This is a genomic window from Sphaerisporangium corydalis (assembly GCF_025506355.1).
Lineage (GTDB): Bacteria > Actinomycetota > Actinomycetes > Streptosporangiales > Streptosporangiaceae > Sphaerisporangium > Sphaerisporangium corydalis.
The window spans coordinates 32,745-47,501 of the sequence record NZ_JANZYP010000076.1; the positions used below are offsets into that span (position 1 = coordinate 32,745).

Genomic DNA, 14,757 nt, shown 5'->3' on the forward strand with positions numbered 1-14,757 from the left:
GGAATTCCCGGTTCGCTGACAGTGGGGACACCTCTGTCTTGCCCAGCGGGCCGTTTCGCATACCTCGCCGTCACACCCGGCGCACTCGCCCCGCGCGGCGACGACCGGCCACCTGGCACGACACGGCTTCCGGGTCACCCGGCGCCGGGCGCGTGCACGGCCGTCATCCCGCGTCCGCCTCCGTCACCCCGCGCCCTCTCCGTCACCCCGAGTCCGCTTCCGTCACCCCGCGTCCGGGACGCGTACGGCGGCGAGCTGGCTCGCCTGGGCGACGAGGCGGCCCTTGGCGTCCCACGCGTTCGCGACCTCGTCCATGCGGCCACCGCTGACGTCCAGCGACCGCATGCGCACGCGGACCGGGCCGGGCACGGGAAGCCTGCGGACGTACGCGGTGAACTGCACGGTCGGTGCCCAGCCCGAGATGCCCAGGTCGTAGGAGACCGGCGGGACCGGGTCGAGGGCGACCAGCAGGGAGAGCGGGTCCCAGTCGGTGCCGTCCGCGAGCCGCTGGTAGCCCGAGATGACGCCCTGGCGCGACGGGGCGCCCGCCGTGAAGGCGAGATGGCCCGGGTCGAGCCGCTGCTCGACGACCTCCATCAGCGGCACCTCGAAGTCGCCGCCGGGGGACACCGGAGGGGTGCGGACGCACTCCTGCTCGTCGGGCAGGTCCACGGGCTCCGTGCCCGACCACCAGGGGCCGGACTCGTCGAGCAGGCCGAGCGCGATCAGCGCCTCCACGCACGGCCGCCCGTCCTGGGCCAGCCGTGCCCGGACCTGCGTCACGCTCTTCCCCGCGCGCAGCGTCTCCACGAGCACCTCGGCGGGGCCGGGGCCGGGCGGCGCGAGGAAGGAACCGCTCACGGCGGTCACGTGCGGATGCGCCGCGCCGGAGGCCTCGCCCGCGGCCCGGCCGAGTACGGCGAGGAGGTACCCGCCGTGCAACTTGCCGCCGACACTCCACTGCCGGTCCAGCGTCGCCGCGAACTCACCGCCGCCCGGCGTCACGCGCCGTACGGCGGTCGCCTCCTGGAAGATCCCCATATGCGCCCCTTTCGTCCCAGGTCAGGGTGACACCCTGGAGCGCCGACCTCAACGCCGACCTGGACGCGCCGGCCTGAACGGGCACATGAGGCCCGGCGGGCGCCGGCGGGGAGGGCCGGCGGTGGGGGATCAGGCCTCGGGGACGACCTTGATGGCGGAGATGTCGAACTCCAGGGTGATCTTGTCAGAGACCATGACGCCGCCGGCCTCCAGCACCGCGTGGAAGTTGATGCCGAAGTCCTTGCGGTTGACGACGGTGCTGCCCTCGAAGCCGGTGCGCTCGTTGCCGTACGCGTCCTTGGCCGAGCCGGTGTACTCGAAGTCGATGCTGACCGGCCGGGTGACGTCCTTGATCGTCAGGTCGCCGGTCACGCGGAAGCTCGCCGCGCCGAGCTGCTCGACGGCGGTGCTGTTGAAGGTGATCTTCGGGTAGGTGGGCGCGTCGAAGAAGTCGTTGGTGCGCAGGTGGCCGTCCCGCTGCTCGTTGCGCGTGTCGACGCTGGCGACCTCGATCACCACTTCGGCGTGCGACTTGGAGGGGTCGGCGGCGTCGAGGTAGGCGTTGCCCTCGAACTCGTTGAAGGCGCCGTACACCTTGGTGACCATCGCGTGCCGGGCGACGAACCCGAGGCGGGTGTGCGCGGTGTCGAACCGGTACTGGCCGGTGATCTCGGGGCTGAGGGTGGTGGTGGACATGGGGCACTCCTTGGATGTTCGGGCGGATGCGGTCGGCCGTGCGCCGAGGACGGGTGGCACCGAGATGGCTGACGCATCAACAAATTAATGGAAAGATGCTGACGCGTCAACATTCGGTAGGATGGGCGGTATGACGGAGACGCGATGGCTGGATGAGCGCGAGCAGCTCATGTGGCGCGCCTTCGAGGAGATGCGGCGCCGGCTCGACAGCGCGATCGAAACGCAGCTCAACGAGCACGGCCTCTCGGTCGCCGAATACCATCTCCTGGTCCCGCTGTCCGAGGCCCCCGGCGGGCTGCTGCGCGCGCGTGAACTCCGCCTGACGATCGACTGGGACCGCAGCCGGCTCTCCCACCAGCTCCGCCGCATGGAGCGGCGCGGGCTCGTCGCCCGCGAGGATTGCCCGACCGACGCGCGCGGCATCGTCATCAGGCTGACCTCCGAGGGGCGTGCCGCGATCGAGGCCGCCGCCCCCGGTCACGCCGAGACCGTGCGCCGCCTCTTCGTCGACGTCCTCACCTCCGGGGAGATCGACCTCTACACCTCGATCGCCCGCCGTGTCATCGGCGTCCTGGTCCAGGACGCCTCCGAACCCTCCCGGCCTCCCACCGCGGGCCCGGTCCCGGACGACGACTGCGGGGCCCTGGACGACGCGTGCCCGGAGGAGCCGGCCGGGTCGTCTTCGGACGGGCCCTGCCTCGGGGGGACCGCTCCCTGCGAAAGCGACCTGGACGAACCGGGCGACGCCTGCTCCGGTGCCTCCGTCGAGCCGCCCGCGACCGCCGTCCCCGGCCCTCGCTAGCTCGTCCCTGATCCCCGCCCGGGGCTCATTCGTTCTTTCGCGTCCTCCCGGTTCGCGGCACTTCGCCATGCTTCGGCGCCTGGTCCTCTGCGCGCCCGGCCGTCTGGCGGCGCCTGGTCACGCTTCGGGGCGCCGACGGCTTGTTTAAACGGACCACGGTCCGTATCATCGTAAGCGAATCCGGACTGCGGTCCGGAAAGACTTCTAGGAGGATGGCCATGAGCCGGCTGCTGCACATCTCCGCCTCGCCCCGGGGCACCGCTTCGATCTCGCTGGACATCGCCGAGACGTTCCTCGACGCCTACCGCCGGGCGCACCCCGCGGACACGGTCGACCACTTCGACCTGTGGGACGGCTCGCTCCCCGAGTTCGGCCCGGCCGCCGCCTCGGCCAAGATGACCGTGTTCGGCGGCGGCACGCCCGTGGGGGAGCAGGCCGAGGCCTGGGACGCCGCCGTCGCGACCTTCCGGCGCTTCGACGCCTACGACCGCTACCTCTTCAGCGTCCCCATGTGGAACTCGGGCGTGCCCTACAAGCTCAAGCAGTTCGTCGACGTCGTCAGCCAGCCCGGACTGATCTTCGACGTGCACCCCGAGACCGGCTACGAGTCCCTGCTCACCGGCAAGCGGGCGGCGGTGATCTACACCAGCGCGGTGTGGGGGCCGGGTCTCGCGCCCGCCTTCGGCGCCGACCACCAGTCCACGTTCTTCGGCGGCTGGCTGCGCTGGGCGGGCGTCTCCGACATCCAGGAGATCCACCACCACCCGACCCTGACCGGCGACCACGACCTGGCCCGCAAGCGCTCCGCCGAGCGCGCCCAGGACGTCGCCACGTCCTTCTGAGACACGGCCGGGGCCGGAAGCGCTAGAAGGGCCGTCCGGTGCGGTCCCGTATGTGGGTGGGGAGGGGGCGGCGGGCCTGCGGGTCGGTCACCGGGGGCCGCCACGAGCGGGTCAGCGGCAGCACGCCCGCCCACACGTCGTGCGGGTCGTCGGCGTCGTCCGGCATGCCCTCCCGCACCTTGACCGACGCCTCCTTCAGGGAGACCGCGAGGATCGTCGTGGCGGCCAGTTCCTTGCGGTCCGGCCGCCTGGCGTAGTCCCACTGGCCGGGGGCGGCGTGCTCGGTGAGGCATCGGAGCGCCGCCAGCTTCTCGTCCCCCTCCAGCGGGCGCGGGACACCGTAGATCATCGCGCTGCGGTAGTTGACGCCGTGCTCGAACACCGACCTGGCCAGGACGAGCCCGTCCACGTGCGTGATCGTCACGCACACGGTGGACCCCTCGGTCAGGGTGCGGCTCGCGACGGACCCGTGGACGTAGATGTGGTCCGCGTCGAAGCCGTAGACCGTGGGCACGACCATCGGGGCCCCGTCCACGATCACGCCCAGATGGCAGACGAACCCCTCGCGAAGCACCTCGAAAAGGGCCTCGCGATCACTCCGCCCCTGCTCCCGAAGCCGCCTGTGCTGAGTCCGCTCGGTCGCGGAGAGGTCGTTCACCCGCCCAGTCTGCCCCTGATCGGCACCGTTTGTCGTGGTCGGCCGGCGGCGAGGGGGCCGGGTGGCGCCTGGGACCGCCGGTCGCCGCGCCGGTCCGTCACGGGTCAGCGAGGGGGAGTTCGCCGGAGCCCCGGGCGATCAGGCGGGTGGGGACGGTGACGACCTGGGCCCTGGAGCGGTCTCCGTTGAGGCGGGCGATGAGCAGCTCGGCCGCCGCCCGCCCGATCGCGGCCGGGTCCTGCGCGATCACGGTCAGGGGAGGGTCGAGCACCTCGGCGAGGGGGAGGTCGTCGAACCCGACGAGGGCCACGTCGCGGCGGCGCAGGCTCGCCAGGCCGAGGACGACCCCGGTCGAGGCGAAGTTGTTGGCCGCGAAGACGGCGGTGGCCGGGTCACGCCCGGCGAGCACACGGGCCACCGCCGCCGCCGCGGCCTCGTGGTCGTGCCCGACCTCCACCAGGGACCGGTCGTAGGGGATGCCCGCCTCGGCCAGCGCGTCCCGGTAGCCCTGGAAACGTTCCCGCCGGGTGTACAGCGCGGGCACGTCGCCGACGAAGGCGACCCGCCGGTGCCCGTGCGCGACCAGGTGGGCGACGCCGGCCCGCGCGCCGCCCCGGTTGGAGCTGACCACCGCGTCGGCGGTGAGGCCGTTCGCGGGCCGGTCCAGGAAGACCAGCGGCAGGCCCGCCGACCGTTCCGTGCGCATCGGACGGTGGTCGCCGCCGGCCGAGGGCACCACCAGCAGCGCGGTCACCCGCCTGGCCAGGAAGGTGGAGATCAGGGAGCGTTCCCGCTCCGGGGTCTCCTCGGAGGACCCGACGATCAGTGTGAGGCCCCGGGGCCGTACGGCGGCCTCGACGGCGCTCGCGACGGTGCCGAAGAACGGGTTGCCCATGTCGGGGATGACCAGCCCGATCGTGGAGTCGCGCGCGCCGACCCGCATGTTGCGGGCCATCAGGTTGGGCTGGAACCCGAGCCGGGTCATGGCCGCGAGGACGCGCGCGCGGGTCTCCTCCGACACCGGGCCCTCGTCGTTGACGACCCTGGAGACGGTCTTCGCCGTCACGCCGACTTCCCTGGCCACGTCGGTCATGGTCGCGCGGCGCGCCTTGGACATGGATCACCGGTCCGCTCGTTGGATACTTCGCGTCGAAGACAGGCTAGAGGCGGCCCACCGGCCCCCGGCGCGCGGTCACCCGCCTGCGGCCTGCGCACTCACCGGACGACCGGCCCGCGCACGCCCGGCCCGTGTACGCCCGGCCCGCGCACGACCGGCGGACGGGCGACCGTCCCGCGCGGACGGGCGTACCGTACGAGGCGCCGGCGCGGACGAGGTGCAGGCGTGGGGGACGGTGGTCCGGGCGTGTTCAGGAGAGGCCGATGGCGCGGGCGGCGTCCTGGTCGGTGATGACCGCGTCCTTGCCGGACTCCACCCGCAGCGCGCCCGTCATGATCGCGACGACCTCGGCCATGTCGTGGTCGCCAGGCCTGATCTGCGCGACCCTGCGCCCGAGCCGCTGCACGTGGATCCGGTCGGCGATCTCGAAGACGTGCGGCATGTTGTGGCTGATCAGGATCACCGGGAGACCCCGGTCGCGCACCCGGCGGATCATGTCGAGCACCTGCCCGGACTCCTTGACGCCGAGCGCCGCGGTGGGCTCGTCCATCACCACGACGTGCTCGGCCCAGGCCACGGCCCTGGCCACCGCCACGCCCTGGCGCTGCCCGCCCGACAGCGTCTCCACCGCCTGGGTCAGCGACGGGAGACCGATCTTGAGCTCGGCCATGTGCCTGGCCGACTCCTTCCGCATCCGCTTGTGGTCGAGCATCCGGAACACCGTGCCCAGCAGGCCGCGGCGGCGGAGCTCGCGGCCGAGGAACATGTTGCTGGCGATGTCGAGCGAGGCCGCGACGGCCAGGTCCTGGTACACCGTCTCGATGCCGTGCCTGCGGGCGTCGAGGGGGTCGCGGAACCGGACCGGCGCCCCCTCCAGGATGATCTCGCCCTCGTCCGGCTGGACCGCGCCGGTCAGCGCCTTGATCAGGGTCGTCTTGCCCGCGCCGTTGTCGCCGATGACGGCCAGCACCTCGCCGGGCATCAGGTCGAAGTCGGCCCCGTCGAGCGCGGTCACCTGGCCGTACCGCTTGACCAGGCCGCGGGCCTGGAGCACCGGGACCACGGGGGTGTCGGTCATCGGTTCCTCCTGCGGGAGAGCTGGTCCACGGTGACCGCCAGGATGACCAGCACACCGGTGATCAGGGTCTGGTAGATCGAGGGAACGCCCATGAGCTGCAACCCGTTGCGGAAGACGCCCACGATCAGGGCGCCGAGCAGGGTGCCGATGACCAGGCCCCTGCCGCCGAACAGGCTGGTGCCGCCGAGCACCACGGCGGTGATGCTGTCGAGGTTGTCGGTCTGCCCGGCCTGGGGGTCGCCGACGCCGGTGCGGGAGACCAGCAGCAGCGCCGCGATGCCGTACACCAGTCCGGCCACGGTGTAGACGCCGAGCGTCAGGCGGCCGGTGCGGATGCCGGTGAGGCGGGCCACCTCCGGGCTGTTGCCCAGCGCGTACACGTGCCTGCCCCAGGCGGTCTGGCTCAGCAGGTACGCGAACAGCAGGAACAACAGGATGGTCAGCAGCGACCCGTAGGTCACCGTGGTCCCGCCGATGGCGAACGTGTCGCCCAGCGCGGTGAGCGGCGCCGGCAGGTTCACCACGGTCTGGTCGGCCGAGTACACGTGGGTGAGCGCGAAGACGACGTTGAGCATGCCCAGCGTGACGATGAACGGCGGCAGCGGGATCGCGGTCACCAGCAGCCCGTTGACCGCGCCGAACGCCGCGCACACCAGCAGGCCGATCGCGATCGCGACCAGCGGCGGCACGACCCCGTCGGCGGCGAGCTTGGCCATGACGATGCCGCCGAACGCCATGATCGCGCCGTTGGACAGGTCGATGCCGGCCGTGAGGATGATCAGCGTCTGGCCGATGGCCAGGGTGCCGACGACCATGACCTGCTGGATGACCAGCGAGAAGTTGCCGCCGCTGAGGAAACGGTCGCTGTTGAGGGAGAAGAAGACGCAGGCCAGCAGCAGGGCGGCCAGCGGGCCGAGGGTCGGTGTGCCGAGTGCCCTGCGCAGCCGCGACGGCCCGGCCGCCAGCGAGGGCCCCGGGGGTGTCGTCGTCGTGGTCATCTCCGTCTAGCCCCAGCAGTTCTGCAGGCCGAACGCGGTGTCCTTGGACTCGACGCCGGCGGCGGGCTTGTCGCTGATCAGGGTCACGCCGGTGTCGGTGTACCCGGAGGCCTTGGCGCCGCCCTTGCCGAACGCGACGACGGCCTTGACGCCCTGGTCGGCCATCTTCAGCGGGTACTGCTGGGACGTCGCGGCGATCTGACCGCTCTGTACCGCCTTGGTGCCGGTGCAGCCGCCGTCCACCGAGACGATGACGACGTTCTTCTCCCGGCCCTTGGCCTTCAGCGCGGTGTACGCGCCCAGCGCCGCGGGCTCGTTGATGGTGTAGACGAGGTTGACGTCGGGGGCCTTCTGCAGGCAGTTCTCCATCGCGGTCTGGCCCTTGGCCTGGTCGCCGCCGGTGTCCTGGGAGCAGACGATCGACGGGTCGCCCTCCGCGATGCCGAACCCCTTCAGGAAGCCGTCGTGGCGGAGCCGCCCGACCGCGATGCCGGGCGCCAGGTCGAGCGTCGCGATCTTGGCGGGCTCGCCGGCCATCAGGGACTTGGCGTACTCGCCGATGAGCTGCCCGGCCTTGAGGTTGTCGGTGGCGAACAGCGCGTCGGTCGCGTTCTGCGGCTCGACCGGGCTGTCCAGCGCGATCACCATGACCCCGGCCGCGCGGGCCTTCTGGATGGCGGGCACGATCGCCTTGGAGTCGCTCGCCGTGATCAGGATGCCCTTGACGCCGGCGGCGACCATGTTCTCGATCGCGGTGATCTGGCTGGCGTTGTCGCCGTCGAACTTGCCCGCGGCGGTCATCAGCTCGGCGCCCTCGGCCTTCGCGGCGGCCTCGGCGCCCTCCTTCATCTTGACGAAGAAGGGATTGGTCTCGGTCTTGGTGATGAGGCCCACCTTCACCGGGGCGGCGGCCCCCGCCGAGGTGGCCGCGCCGCCGGTGGCGCCGGTGCCGTCCCCGCCGCATCCGGTCAGGGCGATCGTGGCGGCGATGCTACAGGCGGCGAGCGCACCGGCGGTACGAGTGCTGCGAGACATGGGCGACTCCCTGCTTCCATGAGGGGCTCACGATGTCAGCGTTGTCATATGTCAACGTTGACATCCGCTGCGAGCCGATGATGAACTCCGCAGGACGAAACGTCAATGCCCTTGACCCGTAACGAGTCGGCAACGTCGTCCCGTGCTCCCCACCTCCCGGCGGAAAGGCCAGGCCATGCCCCTCTCCCAGGTCGCCGTGCTCGGCGAGTGCGTCGCGGACGCCTTCGTCGCCGAGAACCCGGGGCACGGTGAGCTGACCCTGCGCGTGCTGCCCGGCGGCGGGCCCGCGAACACGGCGGTGGGGCTCGCCCGGCTCGGCACCCCCACCCGGTTCCTCGGCCGGATCTCCGGCGACGCCTTCGGCGCCCTGTCCCGCCGCCGGCTCGACGACTCGGGGGCCGACCTGACCGGGTGCGTCGCCGCCGCCGAGACCAGCACGCTCGCCGTCGCCACCGTCGGCGACGACGGGCGGGCCGCCTACTCCTTCCACTCCGAGGGCGCCGCCGACTGGCAGTGGAGCGCGGACGAGCTGACCCTCGGACGGCTCGGCGAGGCGGCCTGCCTGCACTCCGGCTCCCTCGCCCTGGTCCGCGCGCCCGGCGCCGCGCACATCGAGGACCTGCTCGCCGCCGCCGCGCCGCGCCTCACCGTCTCCATCGACCCCAACGTGCGCGCGGCGCTGGTCGACCCCGCCGTCTACCGGGCGCGGATGCCCCGCTGGTGCGCGCTGGCCGACGTGGTGAGGCTCAGCGACGACGACCTCGCGCACATCCACCCCGGCGAGGGCATCGGCCAGGTGTGCGACACCTGGCACGCCGCCGGCGTACGCCTGGTCGTGGTGACGCGCGGGCCGGAGGGCGCGGTCGTCTCGGTGGACGGCGAACGGGCCGAAGTGCCCGCGCCGCGCGCGCGAGTCGTGGACACCGTCGGCGCGGGCGACTCGTTCACGGCCGGGCTGCTGCACCGCCTGCATGCCGAGGGGGCGCTCGGCGGGCGGCTCGACGCCCTCGATCTCGCCCAGGCCGTGCGGGCCGCGACGTTCGCCGCCCGGGTCGCCGCGCTGACCTGCTCGGTCGCCGGAGCCGACCCTCCCTGGGCCGCGGACCTCACCGAGGACGACCTGCCCGCCCGCGGGCCGGAGTCGCCCGCGCGGAGCTGACGGCGCCCCGGATCGGAGGCGCCCGCGCGGAGCTGACGGCGCTCCGGACAGGACCGGCCTCCGGGGAAACCCCGCCGGCTCAGCGGCCGGGGTCGTCCGCGCGGGGGAGGTGGCGGGTGAGCCGCTGGATCTCGCCGGACCCCCGTGCGAGGTACCGGGTCGGCAGCACGACATGGCGCCCCGGGCCGTCGTAGCCGTCCAACCGGGACACCAGCAGCTCCGAGGCGCGGCGCCCGAGGGCCGCGGGGTCCTGCGCGATCACCGACAGCGGCGGGGTCAGCAGATTGGCCAGCTCCACGTCGTCGAAGCCGACGTGGGCGATGGCGTGATGCAGCCCGAGGTCCTGAAGCGCGGCCCGGGCGCCGATCGTCAGCAGGTTCTGGCTGGTCACAAGCGCGGTGGGCAGCGTCTCGCCGGTGAGGATCTCCCGGGCCGCCTCCTCCCCGGCCGCCTCGCCGTGCAGGTCGCGGCGTACCCAGCCGTCCTTGAGCGGGCAGCCCAGCGCGGCCATCGCCGCCACGAACCCCTCCCACCGCCGCCGCGCGGTCCACAGCGACGCCTGGTCCCCGAGGAAGGCGATCTTGCGGTGGCCGAGCGCGTGCAGGCGGCGCACCGCGTCGGCGACGCCCTCGGCGTTGTCCACCGTGACGGAGTCGACGCCCTCCAGGTCGGCGGCGCGGTCCACGCACACGATCGGCATGCCCTGGCGCGCGACCGCGCGCAGCTCGTCGCCGACCCGGCCGGTCGGCACGACGATGAGCCCGTCGACCCGCCTCGCGTGGAAGGCGCCGAGCAGGCTGCGCTCCCGCTCGGGGTCCTCGTCGCTGCTGCCCGCGAGCAGGAGCAGCCCGAGCTCGCGCGTCACGTCCTCGACCGCGCGGTGCAGCACCGAGGAGAACGGGTTGGCCACGTCCTCCAGGATCAGGCCGATGGTGCGGGTCCTGCGGTCCGAGCGGCGCAGGCTGCTCGCCGTCGGGTCGTGCCGGTATCCGAGCCGCCTCGCGGCCTCGGTCACCTGGGCCGCGAGGACGGGGTCGACGGGCGTGCCGTTGATGACACGGGACACGGTCGCCAGGCCGACGCCCGCCAGCGCGGCGACGTCCTTCATCGTCGGAGCACGCTCCGCCGGGCGCGAGCGCTGTGCGGCCACTGGTCGTCTCCCTTGGTACGGGCAGGATCGGCCGTGACACCCCGCTGGTACGGGCCGGTCGGCCGTGACACCCGCGGTCATCTTGCGGTGCCCCTGCGGGCGGTGTCCAGTACGCCCCCGATCGCGGGGGGCCTATGGACTTTCCCCGGTACCCGATCGATACTGGCCAGCGAATCGAGGAAACGTTTCCTCAACCTGCGCGTAACGCCCCACGCGGGCGCTTCCGGCCTCGCCGTCTTTCGCGGGCCGGGAGGCGCCCGTCAGGCCGCCGGCCCTCCCGCCTTCACCCAGAAGGGAAGATCGATGCGTCGGACCTCACCCCCCTGGTTCGTCCTCGCGCTCCTCACCACGCTGGCCCTCCTCCGGCCGGACGTCTCCGCCGCCCACGCGGGGGACCCCGCCGACTACCCCGAGTACCCGTACCCGACGACCAGCGAAGGCGCCTACGACGAGCCCTATCGTGGCCAGTTCCACTTCAGCTCGCGCGGCGGCTGGATGAACGACGTCAACGCCCCGCTGTACTACCGGGGCACGTACCACCTCTTCTACCAGCACAACCCGCACGGGCTGAACTGGGACACCATGCACTGGGGGCACGCCACCAGCCCCGACCTCGTGCACTGGACCCAGCTCCCCATCGCCCTGGAGCCCGGCGTCCACCCCGGGGACCTGTGGTCGGGGGCCGGCGTGGTGGACACGGCCAACACCTCCGGCCTCAAGACCGGGACCGACGACCCGATCGTGGTGTTCACCGGCACCAACGGGGTCAGTGTCGCCTACAGCACCGACGGCGCGCGCACCTTCACGTCCTTCGACGGCGGGCGCAAGGTGGCGACCCCCGGCGGGGAGAGCCGCGACCCGAAGGTCTTCTGGCACGCGGCCACCCGCAGGTGGGTGATGGCCGTGTGGTCCAACGAGGGCGGCAACGGCGTCTCCATCTACACCTCTCCCGACCTGCTGCGCTGGACGTACGCCAGCCGCTTCACCGCCCCCTGGCTGTTCGAGTGCCCCGACATGTTCCCCCTGCCGCTGGACGGCGGCGGCACCGTCAAATGGGTGCTCAGCGACGCCGGCCTGGAATACGTGGTCGGCGCCTTCGACGGCACCACGTTCACCACCACCTGGGCCGGGCCGCAGCGCATGGACTACGGGGCCAACAACCCCGGCGGCACCATGTACGCCGCCCTGACCTTCGGCAACATGCCGGGCGGCCGGATCGTCCAGATGGCGTGGCAACCCGGCAACCGCGGTGCCACCTGGACCGGGAACGCCAGCTTCGCCGCCGAACTGGGGCTCCGCACCTACCCCGAAGGCATGCGCGTCGTGCGCAACCCCGTCGCCGAGATCGCCACCATCCGCGCCGACCACCGCACCTGGGCCGGCCGCACGATCACCGCCGCCCCGGCCTCCAACCCGCTCGCCGGGATCGCCGGCGACACCTACGAGGTCACCGCCGTGTTCGACACGGCCACCGCGACCGCGTCCGAATTCGGCCTGCGGCTGCACACCCGCGCCGACGGCACCTACGAACGGCAGGTGGCCTACGACCGCGCCGCCCAGACGCTGTACGGCGCGCCGCTCGCGCCCAGCGGCGGGCGCGTCAAGGTGCGGGCGCTCGTCGACCGGGGCCAGCTGGAGATCTTCGGCAACGACGGCAGGCTGTCGTACAGCGACAACGTCAACTTCAGGGGCTCCCCGGCCGCCCAGGGCATCTCGGTCTACGCCACCGGCGGCAGCGTGCGGCTGGTCTCGCTCGAGTACAACCGGCTCCAGCGGATCTGGCCGCCGTCCACCCCCGGCGTCAACCCCGGCAGCAACATCGCGGGGCCGTGGCACCCGGTCGGCGGCACCTGGACCAGCGTCGCGGACGGCAAGACGGGCACGGCGTCCGGCGACGCGTTCTACCTGAGCGGCCAGACCGGTTCGGACTTCACCTACGAGGCGGACCTGCGCCCCGACACGGCGGGCTCCGCCGCGGCCCTCACCTTCCGGGCCAGCGCCGACCTGGCCACCCACTACACCGCCAACGTCGACACCCACGGCCTGGTCCGCCTGTGGCGCCCCGGCGCCATCCTCGGCGACCACCCCACCACCATCACCCCCGGCACCACCTACCACCTCAAAGTGGTCACCCAAGGCCCCCGCATCCGCGTCTACCTCGGCACCACCCCCACCCCCGTCCTAGACGTCACCGACACCACCACCCTCTCCGGCTACTTCGCCCTCAACACCTTCAACGGCACCACCACCATCCGCCACACCACCGTCTCCTGACCGGAGACGGCCCATTCAGAAACGCCCAGCCACAATCAGGAAACGACGGATATCCCTATGTAGGAAAACGCCATCTGAAGGCGTCTCCGAACATCGAGGTCACCGCCGATCGGGTCTGTCTCGCTAAAGGCTCTGGCCCACTTTCGGTGGTGACGGATCGTGGTTAGCCGAGCAGGATGCGATGGCGGAGGAGTGCGAAGCCGGCTCGGCCGTACATCTGCCTTTTGATCATTTTCGTTTTGGTGTTGACGCCTTCGGTGCCTCCGTTGTGGAAGGGGAGGGTGAGGGCGGCGTTGACGGCGTCCCGGTCGTAGTCCAGCCCGCGGGTGAAGGCGTGCAGGTGGGGCAGGTCGACTTGACGCGTTTGGTCGATACAGGCGGTCAGTAGCTGGTCGTTGCCCGGTTTGGGGTCGAGAAGAGCGGCGAAGTCCCGGACGAGTCCGGCGAGCATGGCCATCTCGTGGCAGGCGGTGATGGCGGCATCCAGTCGCTCGGTGTGGTGGCCGGTGAGCTTGCTCGGTTCGGTGAGGAGAAGACCGGCCAGACGCTTGGGGGAGATCGCGGGCCGGTCGCATTCGACGCGGCCTTGGTTGATGTAGCGGTAGAGCAGGTTCTGGCTGCCGGTGTAGCCGAGGTTCTTGATCTCGGCGAGGAGGTGCTGGATCGGGACGGCGGGATCTTCGGCTCGGCGCCGGCGCAGATGGTCGCGGAACGGGTCGACGAGCGTGGGCCGGTACTTCGGCACGCGCACCAGCCGCTCGGGTTCGCCGACCCGGGCGTAGCGCTTGACGGTGTTGAGCGCCAGGCCCAGGCGGCGGGCGCATTCCAGCAGCCCGACACCCTGGTCGAGCAGGGCACGGACCTGCTGCCAGCGCTCGCGCGTGCTGGCGGCCCGCACTCCTTCTTTCGGCGGCGGGCCGCTCTTGCCCCAGCAGACCGAGTGCGCGGCCACCTCCTTCACCACGGCCTCGGCAAGGTTGTGCCAGATATGCCAGCGATCACCGACCTGCACCGCCTCAGGCAGGGCCCGGCGAATCGCCTCGGCGTAGGCGCCGCTGCTGTCGCGGCACACCACCCGCGCACCGCGATGAGCGCGCAGCCACGCCTCCAGGGTGTCGGCCTGACGATCGGCGAGCACGTCGACCCGCTCCCGCGTGATCGCGTCGATGATCACGGTGGCGTAGCGGTGCCGTTTGCGCAGCGCGAAGTCATCCACCCCGATCACCGCCGGCACCGGACGAACCGGCAAAGACAGGCCCAGCAACGACCGGATCGCGCTCTGCCGCGACAGCCCGACTCCCAGCACGGCCAGCAGCCGAGACCCCGCTCGACCCGCCAGCTCCCGCACCACCGCCCCCACCTGCCTGGCCAAGGCGATCGTGCGGCGCTGATACGGCTCGGCCAGCCCGGGCAGCGGCTCCCGGAACGTCTGCCGCTCGCACCCCAGCGTCGCGCACCTCAGCCGCCGAAACCGCAGCCGCACCAGCACCCGCTGCCCGGCTAACGGCAGGTCCGCCAGTTGCCGATCGACATAGCCGTGCACCCGCCCGACTGCTCCGCAGCCGGGACACGCCACCGGCGCGCCCGTGGAGGCGACATGCACCACGATCCCCCTGGCCTCGGATCGAACGCTGCCAATGACCAGGTCGGCCAGATGCGGGAACACAAACCCTGCAAGATCCTTTACGTCACACCGGCATCACGCTGACACAGGACCTCGAGATAACCATGGACCGACACGAACTATGACGTTCCGTCACCACCGAGAGTGGGCCAGAGCCTCGCTAAAGGTGTTTCCAGCGTCTTCGGGTTAGTAGGTCTCGGCGGCCGGGAACCGGTCGCCGAAGGTGATGGAGAACGCGTTGAGGGCCGGCTTCCATCGCACGGCCCATCGTGCCCGGCCTTGA

Annotated in this window: 13 protein-coding genes; 4 read left to right on the forward strand and 9 right to left on the reverse strand. The window is 72.0% G+C overall.

Going from position 1 to position 14,757, the window contains the following annotated elements:
- Window positions 1–222 precede the first annotated feature (222 nt).
- Both NYZ98_RS35715 and NYZ98_RS35720 read right to left on the reverse strand, forming a co-directional pair.
- Window positions 223–1,041, reverse strand: a complete 819-nt coding sequence (locus NYZ98_RS35715; protein ID WP_262848694.1) for a thioesterase family protein — start codon at window positions 1,039–1,041, stop codon at window positions 223–225.
- A gap of 129 nt (window positions 1,042–1,170) precedes the next feature.
- Window positions 1,171–1,737 (reverse strand): YceI family protein, encoded by a 567-nt coding sequence (locus tag NYZ98_RS35720; protein ID WP_262848696.1) that lies wholly within the window; start codon window positions 1,735–1,737, stop codon window positions 1,171–1,173.
- Window positions 1,738–1,867: 130 nt separating this feature from the next.
- Here NYZ98_RS35720 and NYZ98_RS35725 point away from each other — a divergent pair, with 130 nt between their 5' ends.
- Window positions 1,868–2,539: a MarR family winged helix-turn-helix transcriptional regulator gene (locus NYZ98_RS35725; RefSeq protein ID WP_262848698.1), complete on the forward strand. Its 672-nt coding sequence runs from the start codon at window positions 1,868–1,870 to the stop codon at window positions 2,537–2,539.
- A 218-nt stretch (window positions 2,540–2,757) separates the two neighbouring features.
- On the forward strand, window positions 2,758–3,381 hold the full coding sequence (locus NYZ98_RS35730) for an FMN-dependent NADH-azoreductase (RefSeq protein WP_262848699.1): 624 nt from the start codon (window positions 2,758–2,760) through the stop codon (window positions 3,379–3,381).
- 22 nt (window positions 3,382–3,403) lie between these two features.
- Here NYZ98_RS35730 and NYZ98_RS35735 read toward each other — a convergent pair whose 3' ends face one another.
- The 5 genes from NYZ98_RS35735 to NYZ98_RS35755 all read right to left on the reverse strand — a co-directional run bounded on the left by NYZ98_RS35735 (window position 3,404) and on the right by NYZ98_RS35755 (window position 8,267).
- Window positions 3,404–4,039, reverse strand: a complete 636-nt coding sequence (locus tag NYZ98_RS35735; protein WP_262848700.1) for a pyridoxamine 5'-phosphate oxidase family protein — start codon at window positions 4,037–4,039, stop codon at window positions 3,404–3,406.
- A gap of 97 nt (window positions 4,040–4,136) precedes the next feature.
- Window positions 4,137–5,156: a LacI family DNA-binding transcriptional regulator gene (locus NYZ98_RS35740; protein WP_262848701.1), complete on the reverse strand. Its 1,020-nt coding sequence runs from the start codon at window positions 5,154–5,156 to the stop codon at window positions 4,137–4,139.
- A 250-nt stretch (window positions 5,157–5,406) separates the two neighbouring features.
- Window positions 5,407–6,234, reverse strand: coding sequence for an ATP-binding cassette domain-containing protein (locus tag NYZ98_RS35745; RefSeq protein WP_262848703.1), 828 nt, complete (start codon window positions 6,232–6,234; stop codon window positions 5,407–5,409).
- Window positions 6,231–7,232 carry an ABC transporter permease gene (locus NYZ98_RS35750; RefSeq protein ID WP_262848705.1) on the reverse strand — a complete coding sequence of 334 codons (1,002 nt, stop codon included), beginning with the start codon at window positions 7,230–7,232 and terminating at the stop codon, window positions 6,231–6,233. Before NYZ98_RS35750 ends, NYZ98_RS35745 begins: the two co-directional genes overlap by 4 nt.
- 6 nt (window positions 7,233–7,238) lie before the next feature.
- Window positions 7,239–8,267 carry a substrate-binding domain-containing protein gene (locus NYZ98_RS35755; protein WP_262848707.1) on the reverse strand — a complete coding sequence of 343 codons (1,029 nt, stop codon included), beginning with the start codon at window positions 8,265–8,267 and terminating at the stop codon, window positions 7,239–7,241.
- 175 nt (window positions 8,268–8,442) lie between these two features.
- Between NYZ98_RS35755 and NYZ98_RS35760 the strand changes: the two genes are divergently transcribed.
- Complete coding sequence (locus NYZ98_RS35760; RefSeq protein WP_262848709.1) at window positions 8,443–9,426, forward strand: carbohydrate kinase family protein; 984 nt, start codon at window positions 8,443–8,445, stop codon at window positions 9,424–9,426.
- A gap of 79 nt (window positions 9,427–9,505) precedes the next feature.
- Here the strand turns inward: NYZ98_RS35760 and NYZ98_RS35765 are convergent, their stop codons facing one another.
- Window positions 9,506–10,576, reverse strand: a complete 1,071-nt coding sequence (locus NYZ98_RS35765; RefSeq protein ID WP_262848711.1) for a LacI family DNA-binding transcriptional regulator — start codon at window positions 10,574–10,576, stop codon at window positions 9,506–9,508.
- Between the two features lie 303 nt (window positions 10,577–10,879).
- Between NYZ98_RS35765 and NYZ98_RS35770 the strand changes: the two genes are divergently transcribed.
- Window positions 10,880–12,850 (forward strand): GH32 C-terminal domain-containing protein, encoded by a 1,971-nt coding sequence (locus tag NYZ98_RS35770; protein WP_262848713.1) that lies wholly within the window; start codon window positions 10,880–10,882, stop codon window positions 12,848–12,850.
- Window positions 12,851–13,013: 163 nt separating this feature from the next.
- Here the strand turns inward: NYZ98_RS35770 and NYZ98_RS35775 are convergent, their stop codons facing one another.
- Window positions 13,014–14,516 carry an ISL3 family transposase gene (locus NYZ98_RS35775; RefSeq protein WP_316249641.1) on the reverse strand — a complete coding sequence of 501 codons (1,503 nt, stop codon included), beginning with the start codon at window positions 14,514–14,516 and terminating at the stop codon, window positions 13,014–13,016.
- Window positions 14,517–14,757: the final 241 nt, after the last annotated feature.

What these genes read in the sequence shown, in the direction of transcription:
- NYZ98_RS35740 (WP_262848701.1), bottom strand. Translation starts at nt 5,156, where the DNA reads ATGTCCAAGGCGCGCCGCGCGACCATGACCGACGTGGCCAGGGAAGTC.
- NYZ98_RS35720 (WP_262848696.1), bottom strand. Translation starts at nt 1,737, where the DNA reads ATGTCCACCACCACCCTCAGCCCCGAGATCACCGGCCAGTACCGGTTC.
- NYZ98_RS35770 (WP_262848713.1), top strand. Translation starts at nt 10,880, where the DNA reads ATGCGTCGGACCTCACCCCCCTGGTTCGTCCTCGCGCTCCTCACCACG.
- NYZ98_RS35745 (WP_262848703.1), bottom strand. Translation starts at nt 6,234, where the DNA reads ATGACCGACACCCCCGTGGTCCCGGTGCTCCAGGCCCGCGGCCTGGTC.
- NYZ98_RS35730 (WP_262848699.1), top strand. Translation starts at nt 2,758, where the DNA reads ATGAGCCGGCTGCTGCACATCTCCGCCTCGCCCCGGGGCACCGCTTCG.
- NYZ98_RS35725 (WP_262848698.1), top strand. Translation starts at nt 1,868, where the DNA reads ATGACGGAGACGCGATGGCTGGATGAGCGCGAGCAGCTCATGTGGCGC.
- NYZ98_RS35755 (WP_262848707.1), bottom strand. Translation starts at nt 8,267, where the DNA reads ATGTCTCGCAGCACTCGTACCGCCGGTGCGCTCGCCGCCTGTAGCATC.
- NYZ98_RS35715 (WP_262848694.1), bottom strand. Translation starts at nt 1,041, where the DNA reads ATGGGGATCTTCCAGGAGGCGACCGCCGTACGGCGCGTGACGCCGGGC.
- NYZ98_RS35760 (WP_262848709.1), top strand. Translation starts at nt 8,443, where the DNA reads ATGCCCCTCTCCCAGGTCGCCGTGCTCGGCGAGTGCGTCGCGGACGCC.
- NYZ98_RS35750 (WP_262848705.1), bottom strand. Translation starts at nt 7,232, where the DNA reads ATGACCACGACGACGACACCCCCGGGGCCCTCGCTGGCGGCCGGGCCG.